Source organism: Thalassobius sp. MITS945101 (assembly GCF_047123305.1).
Classification (GTDB): Bacteria; Pseudomonadota; Alphaproteobacteria; order Rhodobacterales; family Rhodobacteraceae; genus Thalassobius.
Genome location: NZ_CP138918.1, coordinates 1,999,634 through 2,012,695 on the forward strand (window position 1 = coordinate 1,999,634; position 13,062 = coordinate 2,012,695).

General features: G+C 54.8%; 10 protein-coding genes, 1 tRNA gene and 1 pseudogene. 8 read left to right on the forward strand and 4 right to left on the reverse strand.

The annotated features are described in order from the left end of the window. Positions 1-36: 36 nt before the first annotated feature. On the reverse strand, positions 37-906 hold the full coding sequence (locus SIC14_RS10075) for an SPOR domain-containing protein (protein ID WP_412565852.1): 870 nt from the start codon (positions 904-906) through the stop codon (positions 37-39). A gap of 264 nt (positions 907-1,170) precedes the next feature. Here SIC14_RS10075 and SIC14_RS10080 point away from each other — a divergent pair. The 8 genes from SIC14_RS10080 to SIC14_RS10115 all read left to right on the forward strand — a co-directional run bounded on the left by SIC14_RS10080 (position 1,171) and on the right by SIC14_RS10115 (position 5,933). Further along, positions 1,171-1,260: transfer RNA gene (locus tag SIC14_RS10080), tRNA-Ser, on the forward strand. Positions 1,261-1,401: 141 nt separating this feature from the next. Continuing rightward, positions 1,402-2,613 (forward strand): tyrosine-type recombinase/integrase, encoded by a 1,212-nt coding sequence (locus tag SIC14_RS10085; RefSeq protein WP_412565695.1) that lies wholly within the window; start codon positions 1,402-1,404, stop codon positions 2,611-2,613. Beyond that, positions 2,594-3,220 carry a hypothetical protein gene (locus tag SIC14_RS10090; protein ID WP_412565696.1) on the forward strand — a complete coding sequence of 209 codons (627 nt, stop codon included), beginning with the start codon at positions 2,594-2,596 and terminating at the stop codon, positions 3,218-3,220. The genes SIC14_RS10085 and SIC14_RS10090 overlap by 20 nt, the downstream gene beginning before the upstream one ends. A 92-nt stretch (positions 3,221-3,312) precedes the next feature. After that, complete coding sequence (locus tag SIC14_RS10095; RefSeq protein ID WP_412565697.1) at positions 3,313-3,519, forward strand: helix-turn-helix transcriptional regulator; 207 nt, start codon at positions 3,313-3,315, stop codon at positions 3,517-3,519. Between the two features lie 5 nt (positions 3,520-3,524). Continuing rightward, positions 3,525-3,854 carry a helix-turn-helix transcriptional regulator gene (locus SIC14_RS10100; RefSeq protein ID WP_412565698.1) on the forward strand — a complete coding sequence of 110 codons (330 nt, stop codon included), beginning with the start codon at positions 3,525-3,527 and terminating at the stop codon, positions 3,852-3,854. A 60-nt stretch (positions 3,855-3,914) separates the two neighbouring features. After that, the gene (locus SIC14_RS10105; RefSeq protein ID WP_412563539.1) at positions 3,915-4,322 is read left to right on the forward strand and encodes a helix-turn-helix transcriptional regulator; all 408 of its coding nucleotides are present in this window, start codon (positions 3,915-3,917) and stop codon (positions 4,320-4,322) included. Further along, positions 4,319-5,164 carry a site-specific integrase gene (locus SIC14_RS10110; RefSeq protein ID WP_412565699.1) on the forward strand — a complete coding sequence of 282 codons (846 nt, stop codon included), beginning with the start codon at positions 4,319-4,321 and terminating at the stop codon, positions 5,162-5,164. Before SIC14_RS10105 ends, SIC14_RS10110 begins: the two co-directional genes overlap by 4 nt. A gap of 37 nt (positions 5,165-5,201) precedes the next feature. Further along, positions 5,202-5,933 (forward strand): tyrosine-type recombinase/integrase, encoded by a 732-nt coding sequence (locus SIC14_RS10115; protein WP_412565700.1) that lies wholly within the window; start codon positions 5,202-5,204, stop codon positions 5,931-5,933. A 278-nt stretch (positions 5,934-6,211) separates the two neighbouring features. Here SIC14_RS10115 and SIC14_RS10120 read toward each other — a convergent pair whose 3' ends face one another. The 3 genes and pseudogenes from SIC14_RS10120 to SIC14_RS10130 all read right to left on the reverse strand — a co-directional run bounded on the left by SIC14_RS10120 (position 6,212) and on the right by SIC14_RS10130 (position 13,049). Beyond that, positions 6,212-9,529, reverse strand: coding sequence for a hypothetical protein (locus tag SIC14_RS10120; protein ID WP_412565701.1), 3,318 nt, complete (start codon positions 9,527-9,529; stop codon positions 6,212-6,214). Between the two features lie 99 nt (positions 9,530-9,628). Continuing rightward, positions 9,629-10,762, reverse strand: coding sequence for an ATP-binding protein (locus SIC14_RS10125; RefSeq protein WP_412565702.1), 1,134 nt, complete (start codon positions 10,760-10,762; stop codon positions 9,629-9,631). A gap of 944 nt (positions 10,763-11,706) precedes the next feature. Further along, positions 11,707-13,049, reverse strand: a pseudogene (locus tag SIC14_RS10130) (IS3 family transposase). Between the last annotated feature and the right edge of the window lie 13 nt (positions 13,050-13,062).

Below are 13,062 nucleotides of genomic sequence, written 5' to 3' on the forward strand. Positions count from 1 at the left end.
CCGGGGCCAGTGTGGCCCCAATGATGTTCAGGGCGATCAGTTGCGAACCGCATAGGCGTCAGCGAAGCCTTTGGCCTTGATCTGATCCAGCAGGCTTTTGCGGGCGGCGCTGGACTGGGCCGGGCCAACCAGCACGCGCCAGTAGGTTTTGCCTTTCAGGCTGGCCTCTTTGACCACAGCGGGCATGCCGGCGCTTTCCATCTGTTTGGCCGCGCCTTTGGCATTGGCTTCGACCGAGAAGATGCCGATTTGCAGGTAGGGTTTTTCCAGCGACGAAGCGGTAGGTGCTGCCGGTTTTGGCGCAGGTGCGGGGACGGCAGCAACAGCTTTGCCCGTGGCCTCCGCTTCCACCGCGTCCAAGGCGGCGGAGGCCGAGCTGATCGGGTCCAGCGTTTCGGTTTCAACCGGCGCGGCGGCTGCCGCCACCTGATCCGCAGGGGGGGCAACAGGCGTTTCACTGGGCACTTCTTCGCGGCGCAGGGCGGTCACATTCAGCTCCACCGGTTGGCCCGCCAGCATCGACAGCGCTGCTGCCGCGTCTGAGGAGACCTGGAACCGTGGGCCGGGGTTTTCCCGTTCCCGGCGGAACAGGGCGCCGATCACAAACTTGCCGTTTGCCTCATTGCGGATGATCACCCGTTCGGGATCGGCCACATCAGGATGCGCCACCCAGACGCCCCCCAGCGACGGCCGCCCGTCCCAAAGCCCGGCCTCAGCCTGCTGGAAGACGTCGGGCGCTTCGATGTCACGCTCAACCAATTTGACCGAGGTCGCGGCCTCGCCTTCTGGTTTTTTCTGGAACAGGTTGAAGCCGGTCCCCTGTGCACCGGGCTGACAGGCACTGAGGAGCGCTGCGGCGCTGCCAATCAAAAGAGCTGTCTTGATCCGGGAATTCTGTTGCTGCATCCGCGCCTTGGGGCTGCGATCTGCCTGCGTCATCTGCTGTGCCGCCTTTTGCAAAGCCATGGTCCTCTCGCCTCTGTCTGTCGCCCGTTGTCACGCGCCGGTTTTCCGGTCTTCGCAAGCCTAATGGACGGCCACCTCAAAATTCAACTTAGCCCGATGTGGTTCATATTGAAAGCGATACTGCGGTTGCCGTGAATTGATCGGCGAAATTCCCCAACGGCGGCCCTTTCAGAATCAAATTGTTGGGGGTAAATGGGGGGCAACGGAGGTTTGGCAGAGTGGTCGAATGCACCGGTCTTGAAAACCGACGGGCGTGGAAGCGTCCCCAGGGTTCGAATCCCTGAGCCTCCGCCATCTTACATTTTTGTTTGATCTGAATAGGCCGCTTTTAGTGGCCTTTTCGTTTGTTTATCTGGTCTTGGCGCGATTTGCGGATTTTCTTGAATTGTTCTCGCTTCTGCGTAATCCTGTTCGTTGAGTGGTATAAAATGTGGTATGGATTTGGCACTCTCTGGCAAGCTGACAAAGAAACTCGTGGAGAACCTCGGCGCTGGGCGGCATGGCGATGGCAACGGGCTTTACCTGGTTGTTGACCCTTCCGGTGCCCGGCGCTGGATCGTTCGGGTGGTTGTTAAGGGGCAGAAGAATCGGCGCGGCGGGCCGCTGCGAACTGACTTTGGTCTGGGCAGTGCCGAACTGGTAACCCTGCCTCAGGCGCGGGAACGGGCGCTGGAATATCGACGGATGGCGAAGCAGGGTCTCAATCCTCGCTACAATGCCACGCGGGAGATCCCAAGTTTCGAGGAAGTGGCCCAACAGGTGCATATTGAACGGCTGCCCACCTGGAAGAACGCCAAACACGGCGCGCAATGGATCAACACGCTGCGCGACTACGCCTTCCCCAAGATCGGCCGCATGCCGGTGGACAGTATCGGTCAGCCTGAGGTGCTGATGTGCCTTTCCCCGATCTGGACGGAGAAACATGAGACCGCTCGGCGGCTGGCACAGCGGATCAAGATTGTCTTGGATGTTGCCAGATCTAAAGGGTTCCGGTCTGGAGAGAACCCGGTGACCGCCATCAAAGAGGGTCAGGTCCTGCCCAAGGTGAAAGCCAAGCCCAAACACCATGAGGCGATGCGCTGGCGGGATGTGCCTGCTTTCTACGCCGCGCTGAAGCGAAAGAAGGCCATGTCCGCCAATGCGCTGATGTTCACATGTCTTACCGGATCGCGCACTGGCGAGGTTCTGGGCCTGCGCTGGGCGGAGTTGGATTTCAAACAGCGGCTTTGGATCTGCCCTGCGGAGCGGATGAAGACTGGTGAAGAACATCGTGTACCGCTGACGGATGAGATGTTGGCGATCCTGGAACCGCTCAAGGCGCTGCAGTCAGACTATGTGTTTGAGGGGCAGAAGCGCCATCAGCCGCTCTCCAACATGTCGATGCTGATGCTGCTGCGGCGGATGCAGGTTGAGGGGGTGACGGTGCATGGCCTCCGTTCCACCTTCCGCGATTGGGCAGCCGAGGTCGCCAATGTGCCGCGTGAGGTTGCGGAGAAGAGTCTGGCGCATACGGTTGGTTCCGAGGTTGAGGGTGCTTACGCACGGTCCGACCTCTTGGACAAACGGCGGGACTTGATGCGCAAATGGTCTCAATTCGTCACATCCGGGATCAGCAAAGAGCAATCTAATGCAAGTACGACTGAATGAACCTGAATGCGCCGCTCTGGGACTGTTTCGCATGGCGCTCAGTGAGGAGACGGCAGAAGATCGTCTGAGCGCAATAGAGGTGATGCGACACGAGGTGGTCAGCATGGGATTGGAAAGCTATCCGATCACCGGGGCGTCGAGTCCTAAGTTTGTGCGGTGGGCCGCAACCACGGCACAGCCTCGTTATGAGGCGGCCCATGCGTTCCATGAGATTGCCCAGAGGTATGAGGGCAAGCAGGAGCGCCAGTTCAATATCGCGGAGTACATTGGCAAAAAGGTCTGGGACAGCATAGAGACTGGAAAGTTCCAGGGTGTGCAGGTCGCTGGTGGCTTGTTGGAGCAGACCTCAGAGTACGCCCGGGAGATGGGTGTCCGTGGCGCAAAAGACCTCGATGTTCTGCGTAAGATCTGGAAACGGTACCGGGGCGTCGTGCATTTGGGCATGGCTATGGACTACATTGAGGACCACCCATGGACACGCGCGCATGTGCTGCAACTGGCTGAGCGCTTTCGATCAGGGCTCAGCACCAACTGCCCAAAGGGCACAAGTGCTTCATATGTCGATCCGCAAGAGCAGATTTCTTTCTTATATGTTTCAGACCGTTAGGGTCCCCGATTTGTAAATCGGGGACTGCTGGGGCGGAGTGCAGGACGTCAATTCATTCGCTGTAATTCAAAACAGCGAAAGGAAATCCAGCCGTGCCGAACCTATTTGAAGACGATCGTTGCTACGTCTTGGGAGATATCGAACTCGAGATTTTGGGGGATCGCGATAAACTGGCGCAGTGGCGCCATAAGGGCGTTGGTCCCGCCTATTACAAGATCGGCCGCAAGGTGATCTATCGTGGCTCCGACTTGAATGCTTGGTTGGCGGCCAATCGCGTTGAACCTGCAAAGCGGGGTTAGTGGCGATGGGCCGATTCAAAATTGATCCCCACGGCGCTGTCCGTGACATGTTTGACTCTGGGCATTCGTCCAAATTGAAGCCGCAAGACGTGAAGGCCCAAGGTCGCAAACCTGCTGCCAAGTCGCCTTCTGCAAAAGCTGGTCCCTTGGTCAGCTTCATGACCGTGGACGAGGTGGCGAAACGCTACAGTGTTTCCAAAGCAACGGTGTGGCGTTGGGTAAAAAACGATCCCAGCTTTCCCGAGCCGATCAAGCTATCCGCTGGAACGAGCCGCTGGGCGGAAGAGCAGCTTCGCGCGTTTGACGTTCGCGCGCTACTGAGGGAGGGCGCGTAATGAACCTGTTGCTCCCCCCTTCCCTGCCCAAGAGCGGCTTGCGCCTCAAGGGAGGCGCCAATGGCTAAACTCAGTGATAACTCGGCACAGGGGGATCTGTTCCCGGATCCCCCGGTTGGCGTTGAGGCACAGGTTGCCCCCATAAACCGTCGGGCCAGTGATCAGCAGCAGCCGAAAACTGACCCTCCAGATCTGACCCCGCAACAGCTTGCGGCACTTGAGGGCCAGAACGCCGACAACCTCGGTGACGGTGAGCGTTATCTGAAAGACACAGAGGTCGCTGAACGCTTCGGCATTGCCCGCCAAACAGTGTGGAAACGCGTCAACCAGGGCTATCTGCCCGCCCCCGTCAAACTGCCGCCAAACAGCACACGCTGGCGTTTGTCGAGCCTGCTTGACTTTGAGAAGGCACTCACGGCCACGCTGCAGCCTATTCAAGAGATCTGCCGTTCGGAGACCGAGAAATGACCCGGGCGCACTACAAGATAAAGCTTTGCCAGGATCAGGTCTTCTTGGTCGAGGAGCTGTGCAAGATCTATAAAGTTCGGCGCAATGCCGTGACTGACTGGATCAAGTCGGGGCTTCAAAAATCGGATGAACAAGTTCCCTACGTCTTTCGTGGCGCAGAGGTGCAACGCTATCACAATGGCCAGAAACGCAAGCAGCGGGCAAAGCTGAAGCAAGGTGAGTTCAACTGTTTGAGCTGCGAAAGCGCGGGCTATCCAACCCCGCATTCCGTCACGTTCAGCACAACCTCAGCAGGCGTCCCCATGGCGCAAGCTATTTGCCCAACCTGCGACGCTAAGGTGTCGAAGTTACTGAAAGTGACAGAATACGACAGCCTCAAAAAATGTGTCATGTTAGGTATCAGCCTTGCCTTGATAGACGAAAGTAATGGGGACTCCCAAACTGGTACCGGGAATCTTCCCACATCTCGCGGCGCGGTTTGTTATCTGGCGAATGACCGGATCGTGCATAAGTGGCAAGCCTATGCTGGGCGCTTCGAAACCGTGACCGTCCGGGCCCACCTGCGCAGCATCCGTATGTTAGAGGTTCATCTTGGCGGCAAAGCTTTCGACAAGGTCACCCCGACGGACGCGGCCGCTTTCCGCGACCACTTGGTTAAGCTGGGGCAAACTCCCAAGGAGGATGGTGGCTTGAGCAACTCCACCATCCGCCATCACGCGTCTCAGGTGCGTCAGTTCTTCGATTGGCTTCGCATACAGGATGGCTATAAGCGCCTCAGCCAGAACATCTTGCTCAACCTCGAGCTGCCTAAAGCGGTGCGCGCAAAAAACACTGCCGCGTGAAGACCGGGACTATCTCACGATCGAAGAAGCAGAAGGGATGTTGGCGAAGATGCCCGGCAGCACGATCGCAGAACGTCGAGACCGGGCCATCATTGCTTGCGCCTATACCTGCGGACTGCGCGCAGCGGCCCTTACCACGCTTCGCCTGAAGCACATCGACATACAGAAGAAGGAAATGTTCCAGGACGCCACCGAAATGCGGGCCAAGAACGGCAAGAGCTTTCGCAGTTTCTTCTTCCCTCGCACGGAAGCCTTCCAGCAAGTTCTTGGTGAATGGCTGACCGAACTTGGGGCCCTTGGGTTTACCGGGGATGACGCGGTCTTCCCCAGCTTGAATGATCTGACCGACCACGCACCCGGTGCCGCCCCGGTGTCTCCAATGCAATCCTCCGCCGCGGTAGGCAAAGCCTTCAAGGCCGCCACGGCCCTGATTGATCGCTGTTGCACACCGCACTCTGCACGCGACACACTGGTCTACCTAGGAAACGAACTGACGAGCTCACGGAAAGAAGAAAGGGCCTTCTCCCTCAACCTTGGACATGCGAGGCCGCAAGTCAAAGAGACCTACTATGCCAAAATGACGGACGAGCAACGCCGCAGCACGATCGAAGGGCTTTGTGCAGGCACCCAGTTTACCGCCAAGGAGCAGTCAATGGTTCTCGACTACTACGAAAGCCGCTTCGAACGCGGTTCCAAAGAGTTCAACTACGCCAAACGGTTGGCCGACAGGCGCGCCGCCGCGCGCGATGGGGAGGATGTATTGGAATAGGGTTGGTATCGGCGAGCGCACGTTCACTCACCTGGCCTCTGGGGAACGGTCATATTTTCTTTGTGGCACACCCTACAGAGGAGGCGGTTTCCAACCCAACCCAGCCTGCCTCCCTGCTGACTGATTGCAAGCGCGCAGACGCAGTTTTGGCGGTTTGCCGACATTCGCTGCACTTTTCACCAATGGCAGCTTCGAGAAAGAGGTAACGGTCAAAAGCTCGTTCTTCACGTAAAGCGGCGCCCATAAGTGCTTTCGGAACAATCCCAAACCCAATCCGCTTACTTGTCGCCCAACGTAAGCAACTCATCCGCCCCATAAAGCCGAAACTCGATCATCTGGTCGATTAAGTCGAGTATTCGTTTGCGCCTTTCCACGTGCCCTTCAGACGCAAGGTATTCCAAACGCAACAAGTCTTGAAGTTGATGAAGGTCGAGGCCCCGCGATCCCATGTGATCGCCTTTTGCCGCAATGTCAGTGATTAGTACCTCTGCTGCTCTCAATACCAGCTCGCTGACTTCACCATTTGCTTTCTCGAGCAAGTGAAAGAAACCAAAACTGCCGTCCAGCAGGGCCCGAGACGATACAAAGCGGTTTGCCAAGTCTTTAAAGTGTCGAAACTCTTCTGGTTTGATCTGTCTAAACACTCCCGAGGCGGTTTTGCGTATCTCCTCATCTTCGTTTTCAAAGTACGCACCCAATTCATCGATTGCGAAGTTCCGAAACTCGGTGGTGGCCGCACATTGTGATAGTAGCGCTACCCAAAGCCGTAGATGCTGTGGTGATCTGGATTTGATCGTTTCGATCCATGTCGTGTCCAGATCATGGTTTAGGGAGTGAACCATTGCCCACCACGATCCGACATGATCGAGAAGGTCATCGCCTGACGCGATCATGCGTTCAACAAATTCGCGCGCAGAAGCAGGGCTATTGTAAGAAATAAACCTAGCCAGGTCGAAACCGGTGTATCCCGCCAGTGGATAGAGCTCTTGCCCGTCATGATCCGCGCCCCGGGCGGTCATCAGCCTTTGGAGAGCTTCATCGAAATATGTCCTGTTTAGATTATACAGAGGACCAAAGACTTCGAGCATTCGCATACGAACAGTCAAGGACGGCTCGACGTCCACTGCTTCCGATAAAATCGGCCAAACAATATCAAGTCTCGGCGGTTCCAGCCACAAAGCCCGCATGATGGCCACCCATGCACAGGGCTTCGTATGTACATCACCGCTGACGATCAACCCCATCCCAGAGTCCACGATTTGGTCGTGTTTGATCACGTGCTCTCGCGCTAGTTCGAGATCATCTTCTCCTGGTTGAGGACCATCGCCATGCTCCGCATACCAAAGAACCATCCGCAACACGGCTTCATCACGAACGAAATCGGGGTGGCGGGAGGCCAGCTCACAAAGCTGCCGCCCACACGAGTCGCGGCGGGTATCGTGCAATTCCAGAACCAAAGGAATTGCCAAATCAACGTTGATCTCTTCTGCGCGGCTTACACCTTCGATGCATGATGTAAGATATGAGGAATAAGCGTCTTTTGGTATCTGAACAGCAAGGTTCAGGAATCGGATCGGGTCAGATCTTGCGGTCTCAGATAGCATATGCGCCAGTTCTCGTGCGCCACCTTCAATAGTATTTTCGGTTTCCTTACCTCGCCAATTGTCTGTGTCATACTTCAGGATAGCTGAAAGCCACTGCTCATCTGACATCGCCTCAGTCGCAGTCTTTGAAAGAGGTGACACTACTCGCCGTGCTCGAATGCTTCGCGGCTCGATAGGGGGCAATTCTGAGAACTTCCGTTGCAACTGCTCGAATGCAACTTTGCCAAGCTCAGACAGGTTTTCCCATCCCATCATACTCATGATGGCCCACTCAGTTTTCCCAGACTCGCGAAGACTTTCAATGGCCCAGCGATTATACACGGAGTGATCTTCGTTTTCTTCTCGCGCACGCGCCAAATACTGCGCGGCGCGTCGATGTTCCGGCTTAAAACTGCGAAATACAGCTTCGACTTGCTCGGCCGGACATGCCTTTGACTCCACCAGTGCTTTCGCCGCTTTTGCAAATGCCGTGTGCTCTGCACCATGATAGCCGCATGTAAGCAAGGCATCGCATTTTCCCAGTTCATCCAGATACTTGGCCAGTTGCATGGGAGCTCGAGCAACGCAAACCAACCAGAGATGTGTAACCACCTGATGACGACAAGGCTCAAGTTGGATCAAAAGCTCCTCGCAAACTTCCGGTTCATTTTCGGCAAGAGCACAGAATGCTGAGAAAATGATCGTGAGAAGATCGTCCAGATCATTCTTGTACCGTGAAGAAAATCGCCACTTGTCGGCGGGATCATCGCTCTTTTCAAGGAATTCCAACGTTTTGAGAACTGTCGGCATCATACCCTTGAGAAATGCGCTTGGGTCTTTTTCAGCTAACTGACTAAAATGGTGCAGGTCCAGTTCCTTCACCGCATCAAAGACGAAAGGATGCGAATTGGGGTTCGCGTCAAACCAACAAGCCATTAATTCTGCAAGGATCAGGTCGACACCTTCGGGGACACCTTCCACCCAACCCACTAAAAGCATGCCGATACGATCGCGTCGGCCCTGAAACAGTTGCTTGGGTCGCGCTGCCAGAACATCGACAAGGAGCTGAGCTAGTGTCGCGTCACCTCCCTTGCGGTCCACCAGGCCAAACCAATCCACAAGCGCATCCGTGCGTGCGTCATCTTCTTGCCACCAGCCGCGCATTACCTCAGCGGCAATTTCGGGATGGTGTCCAGCATTGCGGGCAAACCACCAAGATATGTGGTTGGATCTATGCGGCACATCTGACGTTAGGGCATCTTGAATGAAACCGCGTTCAACCAGCATCGGCATCCAATGCGCCTCGTTTAGAAAAGCATTGCTGACAACGGTGCTGAAAAACACTGCGGGATTGTCTGTTGCCAGCACGATTTCATATTCGTCGGTTGTCGGATCGGGAAGCTGAGACAGCCACTTGGCAACCGCCAACTTGATGTGAGGCCTAATGCCCGGCGAAGACAGAATTTCGCGCAAGTTTTTTAGATACCAAGCCCAATCAAAGCTTCTAGCCTGTTGAAGGATTTGTCGGACCTGCGTCCTCCTAAAAAGGCTTTGCTCAGACTCCATCAGGAAATCAACGAGTGCTCTGCCTTGCTGTAAGAATGCTGCGGCGAAGAGATGGTCAAAAAGGCTTTCATGCATAAAGAACAAGGCCCGACCGTCTGCCACGACCAAGCCTTCGGACGCCAGCCAGTCCTTCAATCCAGCAAAGGGTCTCAGCACGAAGTCAGGACAATGTAACTGGTGCCTCTCATTCATCCAGTCCACCATTGCCTGCAACCCTTCAATCAGCGCCATGACAGGGTTCTTTTTCTGTATTTGGTCGAGCAGTGTGTCGAAAAGTTCAGCCTGTGTATCAGGGCGAAAATCATTCTTTTCGATTGAGAGATACAGGGACAAATTAAGTGGTGATGATAGCAAACGTTTCTGACTTTGCGTCATGACCTCGCCGAAGCCGCAGGCTGAAAGCAGTGGAGCGACTTCACTCTCCCAGTCCAGCGGCTCGATCTGCACGCGTTCGGTGTCACGGTTCTCGTTCGTCGTTGGACTGCGACCCAGCAAGGCACGAAATTGGTCGTCGCCGTCAAGATCGTAGTCTCGGCAAACAAGTACTTAGTGAAGATTAGGGTGCAGTGCGGCTTCTCGCAAGGTCGCGAAAAGTGCGTCCCGCACACTTGCATTGCGCCCCGACATTTCACTAACGGCGTCGACCTGGTCGATGATCAAAACGGACCGCGCACCTTGTGCCAAACGTGCCAAAAAGGATACCGGGCTTTCCGGCAAACCGTTTACTTCACCAAGCTCTTGCGGAGTGCTTGCGTCAAGGCGCTTGTCCAATCGCAACGCAAGCGAATGAACCCCAGCAAGCACCGCTTGGTTTAGTATCTGACGCACTGCCACGGTTTTTCCAGATCCAGCAGTCCCGCTGACAACGATCAAAGATGTGCCTCTGCCTAAATGCTCCAGAACCTCAGAAGCGTAGCCTCGTTCAAGCTCATCCTTCCCAAAACGCCGTGTCGAATGGCTCGCGAGATATGCTGCATTCGCTTCTTCCAACCGTTGAAAGGCAGTAGGATCAAGTTCTGGCCGAAGACCAAGGATATCCGTATTCCTCGCCCAATTGCGCGCATCCTCTGAAGTGACTCGGCGATTGATGCTCTCCGCAAGAAACCCAGCCGCAAGGTCTTTCGCGTGCTCAGGAGAACGAAACAAAAAGTTGGTCAGATCAACGAGCGTGCTTTCCAGAAACGCCATGGACGCATTCTCAAAGTAGCACCGCGACATATGATCGAATGCAACGCTCTCAGCGTTCTCACCGGTCAAGTTCCCTGTAAAGGTCTCGAGCGCTAAAGTGCGATCTTCAGACGCATTGTCCTTAAAGGCATCAAGCTTCCCGGCCACGCGAGCATCATTGCAGGCCTCGCGCAAAAGATTGGTTCCGTCCTGAGACACGAAAAGACATTCGCAGTTGGGGTCCCGTAGGCGGGTTTGGAACGCGCCCAATACCCCAGCCGACTTCAATGCATTGGGCGTCCAATTTCCCCCACGTGCATTGATCTTGGATTGCAACCACTGCTGCTTTCCGTCGTTGCCTTCGATGTGAAATTCGAAGCCATCGTTCTCTTTCCCGAGTTTCTCGACTGTGATTGCCAGATAATCACCCCTCAGAACGCGTAGAAAATGCAGAATTGTCCATATTTCTTCATAGCGATTGCCTTGCTTGTCGCTGATTCCACCTGGATACAAATCGAATCCCTCAAAACAATAATTCTATTTCTGTTTGTGCAGATCACCGTAGCTTGAGGACACACTTTATCCAAGCTCGTGTAGCGCCTTCTAAAGGCCACTCCGTTGCCTTCCAAATTCCTATCCTGCACAATCGGACATTCACTTCGGACCTCACGAACAACCGCTATGGGCCGTTGGCGTCGCATGGCACAATGGGCGGGAAGCTGACGTTGGCTGCGGAAGCGCAGACTCCCCGCTCTGGACGCGGAGCTGTTATTTGCGAACCCACTTGCTCGACCTTTGCGGGCTTTTCCTATTGAAATAAGTTGTTAAGGTTGTAGGTATGGATCATCAGTTTAAACTTTGAATTGAGGCCAATCGTGCATCTCTCCCGAATAAAAATTGAGAACTTTCGGAACTTCGCCGACTGTCCGTCGTCAGAGTTAACATTTCGTTAACTCCACACCTCTTCACCTATGATTTCGTTTGCAACGAACGCCGCAGCTGATTTGCTCGCCAAAATTTTTCGTCCATATCGAGCGGGCATTTCTGGGCTGGTCCAACGTCCAGCAATCATGATCGAGGATAGGTCACAGCCACGCTCAAATGCATCGTGTACGCCTCCGACCCGTGTACTATGGCAGGAAATATCTCTCCTACCCATCGCTCGCTTCATTATCCGGGAAATGGTGGTCTTGTGTAGATGGGTCTTTAGTGCATTCGGCTGTGCCTTTGTTAAGAGTGGATCGTTCTCGTTCAACCCAGCAATCTCGGTCCATCTTAGAACAGCTTCGGTGCCTGGTTCGGACAGGAATGCATATTCTCCTTCCCCGTAGGGATCCGTCTTGGAGCGGGCGACAAATAGTAAGCTGCTTCCATTGGGTTGCCTGTCCGTCGTCAGAGCTTTTGGAACCAATTGGTGCTTAAGCTAAGAGAGAGTTTGGCTCATCTGGTTGGTTTGATTATGCGGCGCGCTGGCTGTGATGCAAGCGTCGCGTTTCGAGCGTCTTTTGTTTGATCCTTTCTCGTTGTTCCAGAATGGCTTTGTCACGGCCGAAGTAGACATCGGCTGGCGTGACGTTGTTCAGGCTCTCGTGATAGCGTTGGTGGTTGTAGTGATCGACAAAGGCTTCGATCTGAGCTTAGAGATCGCTGGGCAGGAAGTAGTTTTCCAGCAGGATGCGGTTCTTCAAAGTCTGATGCCACCTCTCAATTTTACCCTGTGTCTGGGGATGATAAGGTGCGCCCCTGCTGTGCTTCATTCCTTTGTCCTGCAACCATTCCGCCAGATCACCAGAGACGTAACTTGACCCATTGTCGCTCAGCAGGCGCGGCTTATGAACAACGTGAACCTGATCACATCCCGACGCCTCAAGCGCCAGATCCAGCGTATCAGTCACGTCTTCAGCCCTCATGTTTGTGCAGAGTTTCCACGAGATGATGTAGCGGCTGTAATCGTCCAGGATCGTGCTGAGATAGAACCAACCCCAGCCCAAAACCTTGAGATACGTGAAGTCGGTTTGCCAGAGTTGGTTGATGGCCGTAGTTTTGTCTTTGAACTCATTTGCCGCCTTGATGACGATGAAGGCGGGGCTGGTGATCAGGTCATGGGCTTTCAGCATCCGGTATGTTGAAGCCTCTGATACAAAATAGCTTTCTTGATCCGTGAATGTGACTGCCAACTCCCGTGGTGATAGTTCTGTTTCCTTCAGAGCTAATTTGACGACCTTGCGCCGCACCTCATCAGGGATGCGGTTCCAGACGTGTTTGGGCTTGGGAGATTGATCTTGCAAACCAGCCTCGCCGCGCTGCCGGTATCGGTTATACCAACGATAGAACGTGGTGCGCGGGATACCCAGTTTGGCCAGCGTTTGGCGCGCTGACAGATGCGAGCCTTCCACCAACCGGATGATCTCCAACTTCTCTGATGCGGCATACCTCATTCTTGGTCGCCCCCATTGTCGATCATGCTTTTTTTGAGAAGACGCAATTCCAGCGTTTGCTCGGCCACGACCTCCTTCAGATCGCGGGCTTCACGACGCAGGTCTTTGACTTCGTCGGTCGTGGCCGCGCGGGCGGTATCGCCAGCCAATCGCCTTTTCCCGGCTTCCAAGAAGTCTTTCGACCACTTGTAGTAAACACCCTGGGAAATCCCCTCACGGCGGCAAAGCTCAGCAATGCTATCTTCGCCACGCAGGCCATCCAGCACGATCCTGATCTTCTCTTCAGCTGAATACTGTTTGCGGGTTGCCCGTTTGATGTCTTTGACGATCTTCTCGCTAGGGCTCTTAGTTGTCTTTCTCATCGTCCACTCCTCG